The organism is Corynebacterium sp. p3-SID1056, assembly GCF_025152525.1.
Taxonomy (GTDB): domain Bacteria; phylum Actinomycetota; class Actinomycetes; order Mycobacteriales; family Mycobacteriaceae; genus Corynebacterium.
Window position 1 is genome coordinate 369,218 of the sequence record NZ_JALXXL010000001.1, and the last position, 18,905, is coordinate 388,122.

19 protein-coding genes and 1 tRNA gene are annotated in these 18,905 nt (G+C 62.8%); 5 read left to right on the top strand and 15 right to left on the bottom strand.

The features are described from left to right. Nucleotides 1–684: 684 nt before the first annotated feature. Nucleotides 685–2,070, bottom strand: coding sequence for an NAD-dependent succinate-semialdehyde dehydrogenase (locus tag M3G14_RS01710; protein ID WP_259924260.1), 1,386 nt, complete (start codon nucleotides 2,068–2,070; stop codon nucleotides 685–687). Then, complete coding sequence (locus M3G14_RS01715; RefSeq protein WP_259924262.1) at nucleotides 2,063–2,428, bottom strand: hypothetical protein; 366 nt, start codon at nucleotides 2,426–2,428, stop codon at nucleotides 2,063–2,065. Before M3G14_RS01715 ends, M3G14_RS01710 begins: the two co-directional genes overlap by 8 nt. A gap of 393 nt (nucleotides 2,429–2,821) precedes the next feature. On the opposite strand from M3G14_RS01715, the gene M3G14_RS01720 reads away from it, so the two are divergent. Continuing rightward, a complete protein-coding gene (locus M3G14_RS01720) occupies nucleotides 2,822–4,618 on the top strand; it encodes an NAD(P)/FAD-dependent oxidoreductase (RefSeq protein ID WP_259924263.1) in 1,797 nt (598 codons plus the stop codon). On the opposite strand, the gene M3G14_RS01725 is transcribed toward M3G14_RS01720, so the two are convergent. From M3G14_RS01725 to M3G14_RS01750, 6 genes are read right to left on the bottom strand one after another with little or no spacing between them, the layout of a single operon-like run. Next, on the bottom strand, nucleotides 4,615–5,532 hold the full coding sequence (locus tag M3G14_RS01725) for a DMT family transporter (RefSeq protein ID WP_259924264.1): 918 nt from the start codon (nucleotides 5,530–5,532) through the stop codon (nucleotides 4,615–4,617). The genes M3G14_RS01720 and M3G14_RS01725 overlap by 4 nt on opposite strands. A gap of 35 nt (nucleotides 5,533–5,567) precedes the next feature. After that, nucleotides 5,568–6,506: a nucleoside hydrolase gene (locus M3G14_RS01730; protein WP_259924265.1), complete on the bottom strand. Its 939-nt coding sequence runs from the start codon at nucleotides 6,504–6,506 to the stop codon at nucleotides 5,568–5,570. Next, nucleotides 6,499–7,953 (bottom strand): MFS transporter, encoded by a 1,455-nt coding sequence (locus tag M3G14_RS01735; RefSeq protein ID WP_259924266.1) that lies wholly within the window; start codon nucleotides 7,951–7,953, stop codon nucleotides 6,499–6,501. The genes M3G14_RS01730 and M3G14_RS01735 overlap by 8 nt, the downstream gene beginning before the upstream one ends. Nucleotides 7,954–8,006: 53 nt before the next feature. After that, entirely contained in the window at nucleotides 8,007–8,525 is a 519-nt protein-coding gene (locus M3G14_RS01740; protein WP_259924267.1) for a hypothetical protein, read from the bottom strand. Nucleotides 8,526–8,528: 3 nt separating this feature from the next. Further along, entirely contained in the window at nucleotides 8,529–8,981 is a 453-nt protein-coding gene (locus M3G14_RS01745; RefSeq protein ID WP_259924268.1) for a Panacea domain-containing protein, read from the bottom strand. Nucleotides 8,982–9,020: 39 nt separating this feature from the next. Then, on the bottom strand, nucleotides 9,021–9,827 hold the full coding sequence (locus M3G14_RS01750) for a serine hydrolase (RefSeq protein WP_259924269.1): 807 nt from the start codon (nucleotides 9,825–9,827) through the stop codon (nucleotides 9,021–9,023). A gap of 167 nt (nucleotides 9,828–9,994) precedes the next feature. On the opposite strand from M3G14_RS01750, the gene M3G14_RS01755 reads away from it, so the two are divergent. Together M3G14_RS01755 and M3G14_RS01760 are read left to right on the top strand one after the other, a co-directional pair. After that, entirely contained in the window at nucleotides 9,995–11,752 is a 1,758-nt protein-coding gene (locus tag M3G14_RS01755) for an AbgT family transporter (protein WP_259924270.1), read from the top strand. 173 nt (nucleotides 11,753–11,925) lie between these two features. Continuing rightward, nucleotides 11,926–12,513 carry a hypothetical protein gene (locus tag M3G14_RS01760; RefSeq protein WP_259924271.1) on the top strand — a complete coding sequence of 196 codons (588 nt, stop codon included), beginning with the start codon at nucleotides 11,926–11,928 and terminating at the stop codon, nucleotides 12,511–12,513. Nucleotides 12,514–12,585: 72 nt separating this feature from the next. On the opposite strand, the gene M3G14_RS01765 is transcribed toward M3G14_RS01760, so the two are convergent. Continuing rightward, the gene (locus tag M3G14_RS01765) at nucleotides 12,586–13,440 is read right to left on the bottom strand and encodes a hypothetical protein (RefSeq protein WP_259924273.1); all 855 of its coding nucleotides are present in this window, start codon (nucleotides 13,438–13,440) and stop codon (nucleotides 12,586–12,588) included. 61 nt (nucleotides 13,441–13,501) lie between these two features. Then, nucleotides 13,502–13,765, bottom strand: coding sequence for a hypothetical protein (locus M3G14_RS01770; protein WP_259924274.1), 264 nt, complete (start codon nucleotides 13,763–13,765; stop codon nucleotides 13,502–13,504). 46 nt (nucleotides 13,766–13,811) lie between these two features. Here M3G14_RS01770 and M3G14_RS01775 point away from each other — a divergent pair, with 46 nt between their 5' ends. Beyond that, nucleotides 13,812–14,633: a phytoene/squalene synthase family protein gene (locus M3G14_RS01775; RefSeq protein ID WP_259924276.1), complete on the top strand. Its 822-nt coding sequence runs from the start codon at nucleotides 13,812–13,814 to the stop codon at nucleotides 14,631–14,633. Here M3G14_RS01775 and M3G14_RS01780 read toward each other — a convergent pair. The 3 genes from M3G14_RS01780 to M3G14_RS01790 are packed head-to-tail and all read right to left on the bottom strand — an operon-like array spanning nucleotide 14,630 to nucleotide 16,661. After that, nucleotides 14,630–15,283 (bottom strand): hypothetical protein, encoded by a 654-nt coding sequence (locus M3G14_RS01780; protein ID WP_259924277.1) that lies wholly within the window; start codon nucleotides 15,281–15,283, stop codon nucleotides 14,630–14,632. The two genes, M3G14_RS01775 and M3G14_RS01780, sit on opposite strands and share 4 nt — an antisense overlap. A 10-nt stretch (nucleotides 15,284–15,293) precedes the next feature. After that, a complete protein-coding gene (locus M3G14_RS01785; RefSeq protein WP_259924279.1) occupies nucleotides 15,294–16,229 on the bottom strand; it encodes an ornithine cyclodeaminase family protein in 936 nt (311 codons plus the stop codon). Nucleotides 16,230–16,283: 54 nt separating this feature from the next. Further along, complete coding sequence (locus tag M3G14_RS01790) at nucleotides 16,284–16,661, bottom strand: hypothetical protein (protein ID WP_259924280.1); 378 nt, start codon at nucleotides 16,659–16,661, stop codon at nucleotides 16,284–16,286. A gap of 148 nt (nucleotides 16,662–16,809) precedes the next feature. On the opposite strand from M3G14_RS01790, the gene M3G14_RS01795 reads away from it, so the two are divergent. Beyond that, nucleotides 16,810–16,882 (top strand) — tRNA-Asn (locus M3G14_RS01795). Between the two features lie 210 nt (nucleotides 16,883–17,092). On the opposite strand, the gene M3G14_RS01800 is transcribed toward M3G14_RS01795, so the two are convergent. Together M3G14_RS01800 and M3G14_RS01805 are read right to left on the bottom strand one after the other, a co-directional pair. After that, a complete protein-coding gene (locus M3G14_RS01800) occupies nucleotides 17,093–17,926 on the bottom strand; it encodes a hypothetical protein (protein WP_259924281.1) in 834 nt (277 codons plus the stop codon). Between the two features lie 3 nt (nucleotides 17,927–17,929). Continuing rightward, entirely contained in the window at nucleotides 17,930–18,715 is a 786-nt protein-coding gene (locus M3G14_RS01805; protein ID WP_259924282.1) for a HipA family kinase, read from the bottom strand. Nucleotides 18,716–18,905 lie beyond the last annotated feature (190 nt).

An 18,905-nucleotide genomic window follows, 5' to 3' on the forward strand; every position in this document is an offset into this window, starting at 1 on the left:
GGATCGAGGTCGGTATTTTCCGACCTCCCCAGGACGCTTCGGGCGATGAATACTCGCCACTTCGATTTTAATCTGCCCTGTTATACGGAGCGGTTGGCCCTACCGCATTTGCCTCTCCTGAAGACGTCAAATTCACCGCTGTAAGTACATTGGCAAACACGCCCCTAAATGATTCAACCCATTGATTACCGTCTTGCGTGCTTTCAGTCCTCCGGGGGGAGAAAAAGCATCCGTTCACAACAATATTGACAGTTTTAGGGCGCGAGAATCGGTGCAACTTTGAGGAACGATTGCGGGCCTCAGCGTCTCCAGGTGATCAATATCTTAAGCAGGCACTTCACCGGTGCCAATGAAAATAGAGGTACCGAAGTTCACGAAGGGAACCTGCGTAGCTGGCCCGCGACTGGTGGCCCTCAGAACACGCTAAAAAGCTGATTGAATCAGCGCACGACCATAGACGCAGCGGTGCCCCGATATATTATCCATCGCGCGTGCTTCCGGCGACTTCGAGGACCCCGACGATGTTAACCGTCTCTTCACAGTAAATCGGGACTCACTTTCGCAGGACTTCCATCTGGCGCCAGCGACGAAGCCACTAAGCGAACATTGATGGGCCTCCGCGCAGCAAGTTGCTATTCAGCGCCACAACCGGCAGCCCACCACGCCAGAAATGCAGCAAAGCGACTAGTCGGCGACGTAGTAGCGCTGCTTGTTCACGAACTCGTCCATGCCGAGCGAGCCAAGCTCGCGGCCGAAGCCGGAGTTCTTCACGCCGCCGAACGGCAGCTCCGGACCACGAGCCTGCGGGATGTTGACGTGGATCATGCCGGTGACCACGCGGTTGGCCACCTTCTTGGCGCGCTCCTCGTCCTGGGAGAAGACGGCGCCGCCCAGGCCGTAGTTGCAGTTATTCGCCAGCTCGATGGCCTCCTCATCGCTGGAAACCTTGTAGATCTCGGCGACGGGCCCGAAGAACTCAGCCTGGTAGGACTCGGAGCCGACGGGGACGTCGGTGAGCACGGCGGGCGTAAAGTAGGCACCCTCGCCGGTCAGCTCGCCGCCGACGTGCAGCGTGGCCCCCTCTTCGACGGCCTTTTGTACCTGATCGCGCAGGGTTTCTGCCGCACCGCGAGAGGACAGCGGGTAGAAGTGGCCCTGCTGCGGGTTGAAGGGGTCACCCTGGGTGAAGCCTTCCGCGCGGCGAACCATGGCGTCGACGAAGTCGTCGTAGATGTCGTCCATGACGATGATGCGCTTGTTCGACGTACACGCCTGGCCCGTGTTGGCCAGGCGCTTGCCCCAGGCGGTGTCGGCGGCGGCCTCGACATCAGCGGTGTCCAGCACGATGTAGGCGTCGGTGCCGCCGAGCTCGAGCAGCGCCTTCTTCAGGTTCTGGCCGGCAGTGGCGGCAACAGCGCGCCCGGCACGCTCGGAGCCGGTAAGCGAGACACCCTGGACGCGGATGTCGGCGATGAGCTCGGCCACCTGGTCGTGGGTGGCGCGGATGTTGGTGAACACGCCGGCCGGCGCGCCGGTGGTGGCGCACGCCTCGTCGACAATCGCTTGGATGGCTTCGGCGGAGCGGGGGCAAATCTCGGCGTGCTTGAGCAGTACGGTGTTGCCCGCCATGATCGTCGGCGCGATGAAGCGCGCGACCTGGTAGTACGGGAAGTTCCACGGCATGACACCGACGATGACGCCGGTAGGCACCTTGCGGATGACCGCCTCGCCGCCGGTGTGCTCGATCGGCTCGTCGGCGCTGAGCTCGGCACCGTGCTCGGCGTAGTAGTTGAAGATGCCAACCACGTCGTCGAGCTCGCCCTCGCCCTGGTCGAGCGGCTTGCCCATCTCTTCGGCGATGATGCGGGTAAGTTCGGGGCGCTTGGCGTCGAAAAGCTGCGCGATCTCGCGCAACAACTTGGCGCGGTCGTCGAAGCTCACATCGCGCCACTGGGTAAATGCCGCATCGGCGCGGTCGAGGGCGGTGGCGAGCTCCGCATCGGTGATGAAGTCGAAGGTTGCGACTACCTCGTTGGTTGCCGGGTTTTGTACACGGTATTGATCAGACATGCGCTCCATCGTACGACCGCGGCGTGACGCGCGCTACAAAGTCGTGCGCTTTGGCGTATGCGTCTACTCGCTCGGCAAAGGTGGCCAGCGCCTCTGCGGGCGCGCGCAGCGTTTCGCGGCAGCTGTAGGTGCCGTCGGCCTCGCGCTGCCAGCGGGTGAACCAGATCGCGTCCTCGTCGTGAGTGGCGGGTGCTTCGGGCAGCTCGCAGAGCAGCTTCTCGACGCCACGCCGACACCCCCGCCCCATCCCGGCCACCGTAAACGTAGCGGCAGAAGTGAGCGCGTGCGTGGCTGGCGCGGTTGTGGCGCGCGTGAACGTAGCCGTCGAGGTGTACGGCGCGACCAAAGTCGTAGTCATGAGTTGGGGACCTTCCGTATCGTACTTCGCGGTGCCGCATGCGTGTGTGCGCTGTGGCGTGACGAGTGCCTTGCGCGAGCCCGCATGCGGCGGTGGACACCCCACACCCGGTGACTAGGCGGGTTGACGGCCGCGGTGACTAGGCGCGGCGGCGGAGTGTAAGACGAGAGGTTCGTCTTCCCCAACGGCCTCTTGTATCTCGCGGCCCATCTTGCGCCACACAAGTTCACCCCGGCAACCCTCAACCGCAGGTTGATCCCCCTATTTACTCAAGTTGAGGTAGAGGGTGACACACGCTCGAGGTTCGCCACAAGCAAATCTCATTGTGGCTTATATCGCTCTTGCGCATGTATTGTGTGGTGGAACACCTATCCCCTACGGAAAGGCACTCCCATGAACGAGACCACCGCACAGCAATGGCTCAACGACCTCGAGGCCGCGACCGCAAAGGCCGACCCCGCTGCAGCAGGCGAGGCCGCCGCAGCACTCTTTGAGCTCGAGGGCTTCTGGCGTGATCTGACCGCCATGACGTGGAACCTGTACACCGCCGCGGGCCGCGAGGAAATCGCGCGCATGGTCGCCGCCACGCACCCAAACAGCACGATCACCAACACCGAGCTGACGGAGGTCGCCGACGAGGGCGAGGGTGTCACACGGATCCAGTTCACCTGCGAGACCGGCAACTTTTCCTGCCGCGGCATCGCCAGGCTTCGTAACGGCAAAGCGTGGACACTGCTCATCTCCGGCCGCGAACTGAAGGACTTCCCCGAAAAGCGCGGGCGCAACCGCGAGCTAGGCGCGCAGCACGGCCCGAAGCAGGACCCGGAAAACTGGGCGGACCGCCGCGAAAAGCGCCGCGCCACCCTGGGCATTACGGAACAGCCCTACGTGCTGATCATCGGCGGCGGCCAGGGCGGTATCGCGCTGGGTGCGCGGTTGAAGCGTCAGGGGGTGCCGGCGTTGATCGTCGATAAGGCGGACCGCCCCGGTGACCAGTGGCGCGGCCGCTACCACTCCCTGTGTCTGCACGACCCGGTGTGGTACGACCACATGCCCTACCTGCCCTTCCCGGACGACTGGCCGGTCTTTACGCCGAAGGACAAGATGGGCGATTGGCTCGAGCACTACGTCGGCATCATGGACCTGGACTACTGGACCAACGCGGAGGTCACCCACGCCGAATTCGACGAGGAGCAGAAGCGCTGGAACGTCACCCTGAAACGCGACGGCAAGGAACTTACCCTGCACCCGACACAGCTCGTCTTCGCCACCGGCATGTCGGGGGTGCCGAACCGCCCGCAGCTGAAAGGCCAGGAGAACTTCAAAGGCGAGATCCGCCACTCCTCCGAGCACCCCGGCGGCGAGGGCGACAGGGACAAGGACGTGGTGATTCTGGGTGCGAACAACTCCGCCCACGACATCGCCGCGGACCTGGTGCACAACGGGGCGCGCCCGGTGATGATCCAGCGCTCGTCCACGCACGTCTCGCAGTCGGACTCGTTAATGAAGCACGTTTTCGGCCCGCTGTACTCGGAAGACGCGGTTGAGGCCGGGATCGACACCGACTCCGCCGACCTGCTGTTCGCCTCCTGGCCGTATAAGGTGCTCCCCGATGCGCAGCGGCCCGCGTTTGACCAAATCCGCGAGGAGGATGCCGAGTTCTACCAGGCGCTCGAAGACCGCGGGTTCATGGTGGACTTCGGCGACGACGACTCCGGCCTCTTCCTCAAGTACCTGCGCCGCGGCTCCGGCTACTACATCAACGTCGGCGCCTCGGAGCTCGTCGCTGACGGCTCGATCCCTGTGTACTCCCCCACCTCAATCGCCGAGGCCAAGGAGCACTCGGTCGTGCTTGACGACGGCACCGAGCTGCCCGCCGACGTCATCGTGCTTGCCACCGGCTACGGCTCGATGAACGGCTGGGTCGAGCACCTCATCGACAAGGAGACCGCCGATAAGGTCGGCCGCGTGTGGGGGCTTGGCTCGGACACTACGAAGGACCCGGGCCCATGGGAGCGCGAGCTGCGCAACATGTGGAAGCCGACTCAGGTGGACCAGCTGTGGTTCCACGGCGGGAACCTGCACCAGTCGCGCCACTACTCGCGCTACCTCGCGCTCCAGCTCAAAGCGCGCTACGAGGGGATGGACACGCCGGTCTACGAGCTGGCAGAGGTCCATCACACCTCCTAGAGCAGGCGCACCGCCAACACGCCCGCGAGGATCAACAGCAGCCCGAGCGCGCGGGTGGCGTTGATCCTGCGTTTGGCGGCACCGAACGCGCCGATCGATTCCATGACCTGGCCGCCCGCGATCGTGCCCGCGTTAAACGCGATGACGGTCGTGGCCGTGCCGAGGATGGGCACGAGCGTCGCGCCGCCGATGACGAAGGTCGCGCCGACGACGCCGCCCAGCCACATCCACCACGGCCCCGCGGTGGGTGTGCGGGTGAGCTGGCGCGGGCTGGTCACCAGCACCGCGATCAGTAAGAGCAGCGCGCCGACAGTGAGGTTGATCTCGGCGGCGTGCAGCGAGGAGCCAGCGATCGTGCCTAGGTACCCGTTGACTGCGGCCTGGATTGCTGAGCCCATGCCGACTGCGACACCGAGCAGACGGTAGAGCCACAGCCCGGCCCCGGCGGCGTCGCCGCTGGCACTGTTGCGTCCAACACCGAGCACCACACTAATCCCGACCAGCACCACCGCCGCGCCCACGACGCGCAGCAGGCTCACCGGCTGCTGGGGTGAGTGGAACAGGCCGAAGTAGTCGATGGTCAGCCCCATGATGACCTGGCCCAAAATCGGCAGCACCACGGTCTGCACCGCGCCGAGTTTGGGAAAGAGCAGGATGTTGCCTAGCACGAACAGCGCGCCCATAAACCCGCCCAGCCAGATCCACCAGGGCGCGTGCGTGCCCGGCGCGAACTGCGGCAAAGGGTTACCCACCAACACGGACGTGGCCAGGATGGATAGCAGCAGCGCGATGCTAAACGACAGCAGCGCCGAGACTACCGGCTGGTTGCCCACGCTTAAGCGCAGGCGGGAGTTCGCGGCAGTCTGGATGGGGATCAGCGCGCCGATTGCGAGTGCGATGGGTAGGTGCAACATAGTGAGAAATGCTAACGCCTACCCCGACGCATCCCCTACCCCAGGTGCTTGGCGGCGTCGACCACCAAATCCCAGAACTTGTCCACGTCCAGCTCGGTGGCCACAGACGTGGTGCACCCTTCCGGTGCGGGCGCGCGGAAGTCGGCGACGGTGCGGCCTGTGGTCAGCGCGCCGGAGAGCTCGACGTCGACCGGCACGGGCACGGTTTTCACCACCGAGGGGTCAATGAGGTAGGCCACGCAGCAGGGGTCGTGCACCGGCGGGTTATCGAAGCCCTGGTTGTCCTTGTAGTTGGTGCGGAAGGCGTCGAAAAGCCCGACGACCAGATCGCCCACGTCGGTGCCCAGCGCAGCAAAGCGCTGCTCCACCTCGGGCGTGGCCAGGGCCTGGTGGGTCAGGTCCAGGCCGACCATGACCACAGGCCAGGACTCGTTGAAGACGATGTGGGCGGCCTCTGGGTCGGCGACCACGTTGAACTCGGCGGATGCGGTCCAGTTGCCGGTGCCATACGCCCCGCCCATGAGCACGACCTCGCGGACGCGCTCCACGATGCGCGGCTCGAGGCGCGCCGCGAGCGCGATGTTGGTCAACGGCCCGGTGGGCACAAGCGTGACGGTGCCGGGTTCCTCGGCCATGATGGTGTCGATGATCGCGCGCACCGCGTGGGTCTCACGAATCTCGACGTCCGGTTCCGGTAGCTCGAAGCCGTGGATCTCCATGCCGGAGTCGCCGTGGACGGCCTCGGCGGTTTCCACCTCGCGCACGAGCGGGCGGTGCGCGCCGCGGTAGACGGGGACGTCGGTGCGGCCGGCGACGGTGAGCACCTGGGCCGCATTCCGGGTGACTTTGTCGATGGTGTGGTTGCCGCCCACCGTCGTCAAGCAGCACAGCTCGATTGAGGGGTCGCCGAGGGCGAGGAGGATGGCCACTGCATCGTCGTGGCCGGGGTCGCAATCGAGGATGATCTTACGCACGGTTGGCCTCCTCGGCCGCAATCGTGTCGGGCAGGTCCTGCGGGCGCGGGATGAGGAAGGAGGTGCAGAACGCGGCGATGAGCAGCACCAGGCCCGCGACCATGCCGGCGCGGTAGCCGCCGCCCTGGTCGGCGAAGGTGGTGACAACCGCGAAGATGACGGTGAACGAGATGCCGGCGCCGAGGTTGAACGCGCCCGCGTTCAGGCCCGGCAGGTAGCCCTGGTTGTACTTCGGGGCCAACGTGACGTGCAGCGAGCCGAGCATGATGTTGGCGATGCCGGCGTAGGTGATACCCGCCGCGATCGAGAGCAGCAGCAAAAGCGCCGGCGTCGGGTTGCCCACGATGAAAATACCCATGAGCACCGACAGCGCGGCGCCGCCGATGCCGATCTTCAGCACCAGGTTGTAGCCCAGGCGGCCGGCGAGGAAACCGGCAAGCGGGCCGACGATCAGGCCGGCGATGGCATAGGGCGTGAGCGTCCAGAAGGAGACGGTGCCGGCGGACAGGCCGGGGCCGTGTACCTGGTCCTGGGCCAGGTTGGGCACCAGGCCGTTCATGACGGCGAAGATACCGGTCATGGTGAGCGTGGTGGTGGTCAACAGCGCCCAGGTGCGGCGCTGCTTGAGCAGGTCCGGCTGCACCAGCGGGTGGTGGGAGGAGTTCTCGGTGCGCCAGAAGATCACAAGTGCTGCCGCGCCGATGGCCAGGAGGATGATCACCATGAACCAGTTGGCCTCGGCGAGCGCGCCGGCCTCGTTGAAGGCGGTGAGGATCGTGCCGATCGCGACCACGAGCGCGGCCACGCCCTTCCAGTCCATCGGCTCGAGCTCGTTGGACTTCGTCTCAGCCACGCCGTAGCGGATGGTAAAGACGGCAGCCAGCGCGAACGCGCCGATGACCCAGAACAGGGAGCGGAAGCCGAAGGTGGCGGTGAGCCAGCCGCCGAGGATGGCATCCACGCCCGCGATGCCGCCGTTAATGGAGGTCAAAATGCCCACCAGGAACGCGAACTGCTTCTCATCGCGCACCGCCTGGCGCAGCATCACCGAGGTCAGCGCGACCGTCGGCCCGGACACGCCTTGGATCACACGCCCGATGAATAGCATGGGCACGTTGACCGACAGCGCGGCAATCACCGAGCCGATGACGGTGACGACCATCATGCCCACCAGCACCTTTCGGCGCCCGATCAGGTCACCCCAGCGCGGCATGAACAGGGAGAACAGTGCGGCCGCGGTGAAAAACGCGGTCTGTGTCATGCCGATCTGGTTGGTGGTGGCGTCGAGCTCTACCTCCATCGTCGCCAGCGCGGGCGCGAGCATCGAGGCGTTAAGCTGGAACGCAAAAACGGCGGTGAGCAGGGCCAACATGAGCGGCCATACTTGTGATGACGGGAGTTTATGCCCGGCGGCGGGGGCCTGGGCACCATTCATGCTACTTGTCATGCGACACAGTGTATTGCAAAAACGGCCGTATCACACGGGTGGAAAATGGATTTTTAGGTGTTCCGCAACGACACCGGGGAAACCTGGTGTTCCGGGTCGTACCAAAGAATCCTGAAGAGCGCCCCCGATCTGAAGCCCCACAATCTGGTTTCACCAGAGAGCCGAAAGCGAAACAGTCGTTCTTCTACGGCAGGTAGTTCGCTGAGCCTCTTTTGGGCTTCCTTGGAAAGGGATTCGATGGCTTGGTCATGGTTCCTTGCCCGTTTCTTTCTCCCTGACATGACCGTCTCAGCGAGGCGATCCTTCCACTTCTCACTGGTTACCTCGTCGAGAAACTTCAGTAGTTCCACTGATTCAGAGGCGGAGAGGTCCCAGCGTCTTCCATCGTTCCCCGGGATAGCGTCAATTTCTCTCGCGGTCCAGCGGACGAACTCTTCCCGGTACCTTTCGGATGCTAAGGCTTCACCCGGGACGCGCTTTTCTGCGTCACCGGCATCCGGGAATGGAGTTTGCTTGATCTTGGCGTTGTTCCGTTGCTTCGCAAGCTTCTTGCGAGCGCGCTTGCCACCCATTTTCTACGCCGTAGATGCGGACTGGACGGCACTGTAGAAGTCTTGCATGACTTCTTCATTGATCGTGCTCGTGGAGGGCTCGCCGTCAGCGATGCCCTCTCGCGCTTCCCGCCAAGGCCGCTCGCTGTGCGCGAGGTCGCTCAACTGCTGGCCACTGAGGTGCCCGTACGCCTCTAGGACCACATCGATGGTTTCTTTCTCAGCGTCAGTGAGGTTGCCGGAGTCACCGGGGAACATCGCAAGCTCTGCAGTGAATTTCCCGCGGTGATGATCGTAAAGTTCCCGCACGATTGGCCCATTGGCCCAAGCTTCTATGCGCGCGTGGAATAGCGGTTTTTCATCCCACACCAAGTTCCACGCTTGAGCGTAGTAGACCAGCTTCTGCAACTTCATAGTGCTGACACTCCCCGATTGCCGTTCAAGAATGTAGCGCGCCACGTCATTTACTTGGGCCATAACATCTCCTCCCGCATACCCCCTGGATGTAAAAACACTCTAACCCATCAGCGCGTCCCACACGGAAGTGTTCGTCTCCTGCCACAGCGGCTTCGCCCACTCGCCGAACTCGCGGTCCGTCAGCGCCACCATCGCCTGCCCGTCGGTCACCCACAGGTAGGTTCCCGCCATGCCGAAGTGCCCGACCGTGTCCGCGGGCATCCCGTCGCCCGTCCAGTGCGGCGCCTTCCCGCCTTTAATCTCAAACCCGAGGCCCCACGGGCAGGGCTTCTGCATTCCATACCCAGGCACAACGCCGCGCAGGTCCCCAAATTGATTCGAAAACGCCTCGCGCAGCGTCTCTTTAGCCAAAAGCTGCGGCTCCAGCAGCTCCCCAGCAAACAGCGCCAGATCGCTTATCGACGCCCGCCCGCCATGGCCCGCCGACCCATAGACCTCCGCCGTACGCATTCCCAGCGGCTCGAAGACCCCTTCACGCATGTACTCACCGAAGCTGATCCCGGTTTCCTCTTCCAGGAAGTCCGCCAAGATCTCGTAGCCAGCGGATGAGTAGATGCGCCGCTCGCCCACCGGCTTTTGCAACTCGCGCGTATCAAAGCCGACACCACCGGCGTGCGCGAGCAGGTGCCGCACCGTCGCCCCCTCGGGCCCGCAGGGGGTGTCCAGCTCGAAAGCCCCCTCCTCCACCGCAAGTAGGAAACCGTAGGCCGAGAGCAACTTAGTCACGCTGGCCAGCTCGTAGACGCGCTCGGCATCGCCGTACGTGCCGGTGTGCGTGCCAATCAGCGCGGCGCTGACGTTATCGGCGGGCCAGGAATCCAAGTACGGGGCTAAATCGACGTGCATGAGCCTCAAGCCTACCAATGTGTACACGACACCAGGTTTGTGTAAGCTGTCTTACACCTGAGCGCCGCAAGGGGCGCGGGTCACCGGCCGAACGGCCTTCACAACTGCACGCAGCCTGCCCTTTTTCCAAAAAGCGCGGGCCCCAACGAGCACGAGAGGGAGAATCGATGACCGGTTCCTCTAAAGTTTCGCCCGGATCGACGGGCACGAAAGACAGGCCCGCGGGCCGCGACGACCACGACGCGCGCGAAGCACACGCCGACGGCGAGGGCGCAGGTTTCCTCGGCTTCATCGAACGGGTGGGCAACAAGCTGCCAGATCCTTTCTGGCTCTTTGTCATCCTCGCCGGCGTCGTCGCCGTGACCTCGTGGATCGGCCACAAGATCGGCATGAGCGCGGTCGACCCCGGCACCGGCGAGACCATCGAGGTGGAATCGCTGCTCACCGGCGAGAACATCTCGCGGATGGTCACCGACGCGGTGGAGAACTTCATCGCCTTCCCGCCGCTGGGCGTGGTGCTCTCGGTGATGCTGGGCGTGGCCGTGGCGGAGCAGACCGGCTTCCTCGGTGCCCTGGTGCGCGCGATGGTGGCTAAGGTCGGCCCCGGCATGCTCACCTTCATGGTGGCGCTGGCCGGTGTGACCGGCTCGGTGGCCTCGGACGCGATCTACGTGATCATCATCCCACTCGGTGCGCTCGCCTTCCACGCGGTGGGGCGCTCCCCGATCGTGGGCGCGATGGTGGCGTTCGCGGCGTCGTCGGCAGGCTTTAATGCCTCGCTGATCCTCAACATCACCGACCTGCTGCTCGCCGGTATTTCCACATCGGCGGCGAACATTGTCGACGAGGCCTACGAGGTCTCCCCGCTGGCCAACATCTACTTCGTCATTCCGTCGGCAATCGTGCTCGCGCTGGTGATCACCGCGGTGACCGAGCTTTTCGTGGATAAGAAAGCACAGGCGCTGGTCAACCACGATCACATCAAGACCGAGGAGCTCTCCTTTGACAAGATCGAGAGCCGCGAGCACGCCAAGGCGCTCAAAGAAGCTGAGTCCGGCGACCCGCTCGTCGAGGAAGCCGCCGGCAAGTCCAACGAGACCCCGGAGCCGGAGTACGAGCGCCAAGAGGGCGAGCTGACCGAGGAGCAGCTCAAGCTCTCGCCCATCGAGTGGAAGGGCATGCTGTGGTCCACCGTCGCGCTGGTGCTGTTCCTCATCGCCTACTTCGTGCTGCTGTTCGTCCCGGCCTCGCCCTTCGCGCGACCCGAGGAAGGCTTCATGGAGTCCCCGCTCATCCGCGCGATCGCCGTGCCGATTGCCCTGGCGTTCTTCCTCATGGGCCTGGTCTACGGCCTGATCGTGGGCACGATCACCTCCGCCGCGGACATCCCGGCGTTCATGGCGCGCGGCCTGCAGTCGCTGCTGCCGATGCTGGTGCTCTTCTTCGCCGTCTCCCAGTTCTTGGCCTGGTTTAGCTGGTCCAACCTGGGCGCCTGGACCGCAATTCACGGCGCGGAGCTGCTGCAGCGCTGGAACCTGCCGAATGTCCTGCTCTTCCTCGGCTTCGTGATCATGGTGGCCCTGATCAACCTATTCATCACCTCCGGCTCCGCGCAGTGGGCGCTCATGGCCCCGGTGGTCGTCCCGATGATGATGTACGTGGGCATCGCCCCGGAGGTCACCCAGATGCTCTACCGCATCGGCGATTCCCCATCCAACATCATCACCCCGATGTCGCCGTACTTCGCGCTCGCCCTGACCTTCCTGCAGCGCTATTACAAGAAGGCCGGCGTGGGCACGCTCATGTCGCTTGCACTGCCGTACACCATCGCGATGATGGCGGGCTGGTTCATCTTCTTCCTCATCTGGTACTACGTAGGCATCCCGCTCGGCCCGGGCTCGCCGATGGACTACCAGGTGGGCTAGCTCCCGCTTCTCGACGCCCCCTTCACCCCGGCCCCGCCTCCTACCCCAAGGAGCGCGGGGCCGGGGTCTTTTTGGCAGGGCCCACCGCTGAGTTTGCGATTTAAAATGTTGCACAGGTGTCATGCAGAGGTTTTAATAGGGACGTCCAGTTTCCCGTCATTGAGAGATTTTTCATGAATAACTTCAAAGACATCAACAAGCTCCTGAGCAATGTTGAAGCCCTCATCCCTCAGATCGTCGGTGCGATCGTCGCACTGACCGCGCTGATCGGCACCGTCGCCGGCCTGGCGCAGAACGGCAGCAGCGTCAACCCCGGCAACGGCGACTCTGGAGTCGTCGCGCCCTCCGACCCGAAGCTGGCACAGGAAAAGCTGCTCATCCCAGGCAGCAGGGACGCCATCACATACAACCACGTCGACTACGGCGTCGAGGTCAAGGTGGGCGACAAGGTCTACACCGACTCCGCTCGTAACGGCCAGTGCCACGGGTACAGCGGGTGCTACGTGGAGCGCGAGCTGAACAGCGAATTCCGAAAGGCCACCTTCACCGCGGTGTGGGACGAGAACGTCGTGAACAACACGTCGGACGAGGGCGAGATCAAGGTCTACGTCAACGGCAACCTCAACCAGAGCAAGATTGTGAAGAAGGGCGAGGTCGTCAACTTCGAGGTGCCGGTCAGCAAAATTGACACCCTGAAGATCCAGTTCCCGAAGCGGGACGGGCAGGGTCTCTCGATCATCAACGGTGTGCTGTACCGCTAAAACTCACCAGCACCAATGAAGCGGGCGGGGTCTGGAAACCGGACCCCGCCCGCTTTTTGTTTGCGCCGGCCGCTACCACTCGCTCACGTCTAACTCTTCATCCACCGGTGCGTCATACGCATCGCCAGCTTCCTGCTCCGCGATCATTGACTCTTGCACCGGCCACATCTGCGACGCACACTGCTGCGTCCAGCCGCTCGTGCCATCGGTAAAGAACGTCGTCCCCGTTTCGTGAATACTCGGGTCCCCACACGAGGCGATCTGTTTGTCCATCACGTGCGGTGCCTCCTGTCCGGGTGCCTCGGTAAAGCCGATCACGGGCTCCGCCTCCGCCGGCGGCGCCTCCGACAGCGTTTGCTCCGTCACCGCGCTCGGCTGGGTTTCCGGCGCAGATGCGGAAGTTTCCGCGGCCTCCACCTTCGCCAGGTCGAACTTCGCGTCCGCGATCCCCAGGGTCACCGCAGCTTCCGGGACCACAAACGCCCCGTGCACGCGTACCTTCTCTCCCGCCGCAGCGCCGGTCCACCACGGCTCGTACCCCGAAGGTCGCTCGCCCGCATCCGCGGGCTTGCCCGAATTCTTGAAGTTCTCCTTATCCCACACCACCGGCGTATCAAGGTAGACCTCCCCCTCTTCGGCACTCAGTACGCCACGTACCTGCACGAGCGTCTCGCCCTCTGCAACGTCAGCCTCCCCACCGGCCGTGCACTGCCCGCCGAGCAGAATCTCCTCGACCTCGAGGCTGCCCTCGCACTCCCCACCATCGCAGACAACGGGCACGGTATCCCCTACCGCCGCGAACTCTGGCACCGAGGTTGTCGACGTCACCGTCGTCGACTTCGCCTCACCAGATCCGGTCTCAGCACCCGAACATCCCGCAAGCGCCAGCACGCACGCCGCGCCGAGCACTACCACCACACGATTCACTTTGAACACCTCTACACAGTGAGAAACAATGACACACTTCTCACTCTAATGGGCCGAACGATCACCGCTCCGGAAACAGCGCAATCCCCCACACGCCCACGACCACGGCAACCGCCACGAGCACCCACCACGCCACCCCGCGCGGCCGCGTAAGCCAGATGTCCGCCACCAGCCACACCAGGCTCGGCACGCCGAGTGCCAGCCCGAGAAACGTCAGCGCCCGCCAATCCGGCAGCTGCCCGGCACTGAGCAGCATCACCACGCCTAGCCCGAGCAGTCCCCCGGCGAGTGCGCGCGGGCGGGGCCATCCAACGGGAATAATCATGCGCCCGATGCTACCGGCCTGGCCGCGCACGATACGCTTATGCACCATGACCGGCAGCTACCTGGATACCTACGACGCCGCCTGCGACCGCGCAGCCGCGCAGGTCATGGCGCACTACTCCACCAGCTTCTCGCTGGCGACCAAGTTGCTGCCCCAGCCGATGCGCACCGACATCCGCAACCTCTACGCCGTGGTCCGCATCGCCGACGAGATTGTCGACGGTGCCACCTCCCAAGCCAACGAGTGCCCCGCAACCGCCCTCAACGCCTACGAGGACGCCGTTGTCCACGCGCCCGCGCACCGTTTCCACACCGACCCGGTCCTCCACGCCTACGCCGCCACCGCCCGCACCTGCCACTTCCCCGACGACGAGGTCCGCGCCTTCTTCGCTTCCATGCGCTCGGACCTTCCCGACCAGCCGGACCTGCCGCTTACCAACTACGTCTACGGCTCCGCCGAAGTCATCGGCATCCTCTGCCTGCGCGTGTTCTTCCGCGGCAACGACACCGCACTCACCCCGGACCTCGCCGACGGTGCCCGCGCGCTCGGCTCCGCCTTCCAAAAGATCAACTTCCTACGCGACCAAGCCGAGGACTCCGCCCTCGGCCGCAGCTACACCAACCGCGCTCAAAGCGACTACCCCGCCCACCCCTTCATCCCCGAAATCCGCACCGAACTGGCCCAGGCCAAACAACAGATCCCCAATTTACCGGCCCGGGTGCGCCCAGCGGTGCGGGCGGCGACCGCGATCTTCGAAGACCTCACCGACCGCATCGAAGCCACCCCACCGGAACAGCTTCACACCACACGCATCCGCGTGCCCAACCACCGCAAACTCGCGCTCGCAGCCCGTGCGTTACGCGCCTAGCAGGTCAGCAGCTTGTCGGTGAACTGTGCCGGCGCGCCCTGACTCCGCAGCCGCGCAGTGTCGTAGCACTTGAACCCGGTATTCGTCTGTCCAGCCGGCTTCACCACTGCCCACTTGTCACCGTTGGCGCGGAACGCGACAATCCAGTCGGTCTGCTTCGCGCCGGCGACTGCCCACTTCCCGTCGCAGTACTCCACGCTCGTGCCCGAAGGGGTGGGCCACCCGGGCACAATCGCATCAAAGGCGCCCGGCTGGCACGACGCGCCCTTCACAGTCTTCTCCTTGCCCGCACTGAGCGCCGGGATCGCCAGCCCCGCAGCGCCCGCGAGCGCGCCGAGCTCGCCCAGCCCGGGCACCTGCGGTACCTCGAGTCCAGGCACGTCAATCAGGCCCTGGGAGACAGCGAAGTAGCTGCCCGCGCCCACCAGCGCCAGCACGCCGAGGCTAATGCCCACAATCGCGCCAGTGCTTAGCGACGACCCCTCGTCCCCCTCCTGGCCCTCATCCCCAGCCGAGCTACCAGAGCTGGTTTCCTGCTCAACGGCAGGGGCATCCTGTGCCTCCTCGGCGTAGGCGGGCATCACGGAAGGGGTAACGGCGGTACAGGCGACGGCGGCGGCGACGCCCAGCGGCAGCAGTGTGGTTTTCATGCCCACTACCCTACCCGCGGTTTTCCTCCTGCGCTTGCGTCGCAGCAGCAACGGCTTGGGCGGTGGCAAGGTCTTGCCATGGCATGCCAACGGTCTTGCACACCACGCGTCGATCGTCGGCAAGCTTCACCTCACCACGCACAACCTGAGCCATAGTGACTAGCTCCTCGCGTGTCACAGTGCCCTCCTCGGTGGCGAGCACCACGTCGCCGCCTTCGCGGTAGGCCACCGTGGGGTCCTCGACGATCACTTGCGCGCCGTCGAAGACGTCGGCGGCGAGCTCCCGGGTATCGGCGGTGTGCGCGCCCACCGCGAGCACGATCACGCGCTCGCCAAGGTCTTCAGAGTGCAGGATCGGCGTGGTGGCCGTCGTGGCGGTAACCACCAGACCGGCGCGCAACACCGCCTCCTTGGCCGCGTCACTTCCGGACTCGACCCATTCGTAGGCAAAGTCCTCCGGCTCGGTACGCGAGACGAACGTAATGCGCGGCTCGCGGACGCCGTCGAGCGCGCTTTCAAGCGTCGCCGCGTGCCCGAGCCCCTGTGCCCCGGTGCCGAAGATCGCCACGTCGAGTGGCTCGTTGGAGGCGGTCAGCAGGTCGAGCACCGCGGCGACGGAGACGGCCGGGGTGCGCAGGGCGGTCAGCGACGTGGCGTCAATAAGCGTGTGCGGCGTGAGCGTTTTCGCGCCCATGAGTAGGTAGGAACCCTGCACGAGCGGGACATCTTCTGTGGAGCCCGTCGGCTGGATGCCGAGAATCTTTACCCCCACTGCACTGTCCGTTGCCGACGGCATGAGGTGCATCTCGCCGTGCGGGAGCGGCACCTTCTCGCGCAGTGGATCGGTCGCGGGGTCGAAGCCGTCTGCGAGTGTGTCCCGCAGAGCGGCGACCGCAGCGGCCGGGGTGAGTGTGGCAAGGACCTGATCGTGGCTAATGAAACGCATGGCCCCACCCTACGTGGCGTAGAGCGGGGTCGACACGGAAGGAAGATCTTGGCTTTACCTGCGGTGTTGCGGAGCAGGATCGGGGATGACACCGGGCAGCGGGTTCGGCACCATTCCCTGCAACACCATATAGTATCCCGTCGACCCGAGCGCGAAAGTACCCAGAAGTACGGTCATAATAATATCGAAGCGACTGGCATTCTTCACCACAGCGAAGAAGCTACCTGCAGCAACAGCATCGTCGAAGCTGGAACCAACAGCACGCTCATAGCTGTTCTTCACAGAGCTCATCGAGTTCACTACTACGGATGCGTCGCGTTGTACGGCTTCAAAATTGTTGGGATACGGACTCGCGGCATGCGCAGGGATTGGAGAGAAAGCGGCAGTGGCCACGGCAAATACGGTGGCGGCCGCGATGGTACGATTTTGCATGCCACATACAGTAACACTATTTCGTATCGTTTGCCCAATTTACCCACCTTTACCAGGCGATTTGGTTCTTTTTAGAGAATGAGACAAAATAAGTACTCGTTGCACAGAGCGCGGCGGAAACGCGGCAGGAAGGCAACGAAGTGAATATTCCTCCATAGCTCAGTTGGCAGAGCATTCGACTGTTAATCGAAGGGTCACTGGTTCGAGCCCAGTTGGAGGAGCTGTACTTGTAAGGCCCCGCGCCCGACTGAAATGACCGGTCGGACGCGGGGTTTCGCGTTTGCGCGAGTCCGCGCCACAAAGGGGGTTAAGCGACAAAAAGGCACGTGCCCCCCCCTGGCACCATCACACTGCATGCTTTGTCGAAAGGCAGAAACACCACTCAGACAGACTTGACCAAGAGGAGTGTCCACTGGCGCGGGGATCTGATCCTACGCAATCCGCTGCTCTAGGCGCCAGGTATGTTTATCGACATCTGAAATATTTACGACATCGATCTCTAGTTCCCGCCAAGATGCCGTTGCCGACAAAAACGTTTCTCTCTGCTCTTCCGTATTGGGAGGATAGACAAAAGCTACGACGGGAACGTCGCTAGGAATCTCGATTTCTCGGTCATCGACGATAGCCCGCCCTCCATCTGAACGTAGGTTATCGACTCGCCATGTCCAGGCTTCCGTCGAGTCTAAAACGTCGGTAGCCGATTTTCTGGCAAAGCTGAAAGAATTGCTTATTTCGAGCATACGTTCTTGCTCAACTGCGACACCAAAGTCGAACTTGCGGGGTTTACCTACAGCATCAACCAAGGGGGCTTCCACAAAATGTGGTGCAATCTTTACTGAGTCTGTATATGCCGTCTTGACCGCTTGACGTACCTTAGTTACTTTGTGGCGGTTATCATTGGAAACACGTCGCGACAGGTAAACGCGAGAAAGTATGCCAAGCGCTGCGTCAATGTCGGTTGCGACAAGACGCCGTGGTGGTTCAATATGGATGGTGTTGTGCCAATCCTGCACCATGCGCCAAAAGATTTCTCCTCGTCCTGCGTTGACACCCAAGTCAAGTTCGCGTGTCGATGACTCAAGCTTTTTAGCCAGATCCTTAACAGCTTTCACCTGAGCATTTATCGCCGAGTCTAGCCGGCGGGAATCGGCAAAATGGGCTTTAAAAGTACCCTCCTCCATAGACTCTGCGATGACCCCGATACCGTATCTATCGAGGCTAAAAACGTCTGGCTGCGCACTTACTGTCCAGAATTGGAATAACATGATTCACCTCCCTTGGAAGTAACGTCTCAGCTCCAAAATTGCCGAAGACTTCCTAGAAACTACAAAGTCTACTAGAGTCTTAACGTCGTTTCGCGCCACGTTCCATTCAGAAGGGATAGCGGCGAGAATACGTTCTAGAATTGAATCATCCAGACCGTTTAGCTCTTGGATAGCTCGATCCCAACACTCATCAGCGATAGGCTCTCGCAGTAAGGGAACTTCGTCAATTTCCGGAAAACCAGAGCGGCGGTCCAATCCCCAGGGGTAGGGATGAGAACCAAACCATAACCCGTGGTCGACCGAGTAGATCTTGTTATCTTCAGATGAGTCAAAAACCACTTGAATGTCTAAGGCATTGCACAAGTGCCAAAGGGCAATGAGCTGTGGTATTCGATTGATGTTTCCATCTCTATTGACGTTCGCGATGGTAGGCCCCATTCGATCCACTCCTACTGTTGGGAGCACTCTGGACCCAAAAGCTAATCCGGGCTCAATGATTCTTCCATTGATGATTTGACGCAAGTCTTCAGGGACTCGAACTATCGACCAAGGAGCCACCGGGGCTCCAATCGCCTCCCCAACCATCGAGACTACGACTTCGTTTATTGTTGCTTCAGGCCCGTGATCGTTAGTCAAGAATTTGAGAATGTAAGCATTACCGTCGTCTGCGTATACCAGTGGAGGCTTGGTCCCTGTTGGGATCACGCGATCAACCATCACCACTTCTGGGTAACTGGGGCTACGCTCCTGCCTAGCGGCGCTTAAATCAAGAACATTGTCTTCTGCCACCGTGTTTCCTCGCAGTCAGATGTTATTTATCAAGAATCCAGCAGCCAATCATAATTGGATCCCCTACAACGATACCGCGAGTTCAGCGATCGGCCTCCGTCCATCTGTTGGTCGCGAAGTTAGACAGATTACGCGGCCCAGCTGATGGGCCGAATCTATTATTTCGCAGCTCCGGATAGACTTCGCCTCG

Bases quoted from the DNA above. Each gene is read 5' to 3' on its own strand.
- M3G14_RS01760 (WP_259924271.1), top strand. From the start codon at position 11,926: ATGAATAACTTCAAAGACATCAACAAGCTCCTGAGCAATGTTGAAGCC.
- M3G14_RS01770 (WP_259924274.1), bottom strand. From the start codon at position 13,765: ATGATTATTCCCGTTGGATGGCCCCGCCCGCGCGCACTCGCCGGGGGA.
- M3G14_RS01710 (WP_259924260.1), bottom strand. From the start codon at position 2,070: ATGTCTGATCAATACCGTGTACAAAACCCGGCAACCAACGAGGTAGTC.
- M3G14_RS01735 (WP_259924266.1), bottom strand. From the start codon at position 7,953: ATGACAAGTAGCATGAATGGTGCCCAGGCCCCCGCCGCCGGGCATAAA.
- M3G14_RS01720 (WP_259924263.1), top strand. From the start codon at position 2,822: ATGAACGAGACCACCGCACAGCAATGGCTCAACGACCTCGAGGCCGCG.
- M3G14_RS01715 (WP_259924262.1), bottom strand. From the start codon at position 2,428: ATGACTACGACTTTGGTCGCGCCGTACACCTCGACGGCTACGTTCACG.
- M3G14_RS01740 (WP_259924267.1), bottom strand. From the start codon at position 8,525: ATGGGTGGCAAGCGCGCTCGCAAGAAGCTTGCGAAGCAACGGAACAAC.
- M3G14_RS01785 (WP_259924279.1), bottom strand. From the start codon at position 16,229: ATGCGTTTCATTAGCCACGATCAGGTCCTTGCCACACTCACCCCGGCC.
- M3G14_RS01750 (WP_259924269.1), bottom strand. From the start codon at position 9,827: ATGCACGTCGATTTAGCCCCGTACTTGGATTCCTGGCCCGCCGATAAC.
- M3G14_RS01775 (WP_259924276.1), top strand. From the start codon at position 13,812: ATGACCGGCAGCTACCTGGATACCTACGACGCCGCCTGCGACCGCGCA.
- M3G14_RS01755 (WP_259924270.1), top strand. From the start codon at position 9,995: ATGACCGGTTCCTCTAAAGTTTCGCCCGGATCGACGGGCACGAAAGAC.
- M3G14_RS01745 (WP_259924268.1), bottom strand. From the start codon at position 8,981: ATGGCCCAAGTAAATGACGTGGCGCGCTACATTCTTGAACGGCAATCG.
- M3G14_RS01790 (WP_259924280.1), bottom strand. From the start codon at position 16,661: ATGCAAAATCGTACCATCGCGGCCGCCACCGTATTTGCCGTGGCCACT.
- M3G14_RS01800 (WP_259924281.1), bottom strand. From the start codon at position 17,926: ATGTTATTCCAATTCTGGACAGTAAGTGCGCAGCCAGACGTTTTTAGC.
- M3G14_RS01780 (WP_259924277.1), bottom strand. From the start codon at position 15,283: ATGAAAACCACACTGCTGCCGCTGGGCGTCGCCGCCGCCGTCGCCTGT.
- M3G14_RS01725 (WP_259924264.1), bottom strand. From the start codon at position 5,532: ATGTTGCACCTACCCATCGCACTCGCAATCGGCGCGCTGATCCCCATC.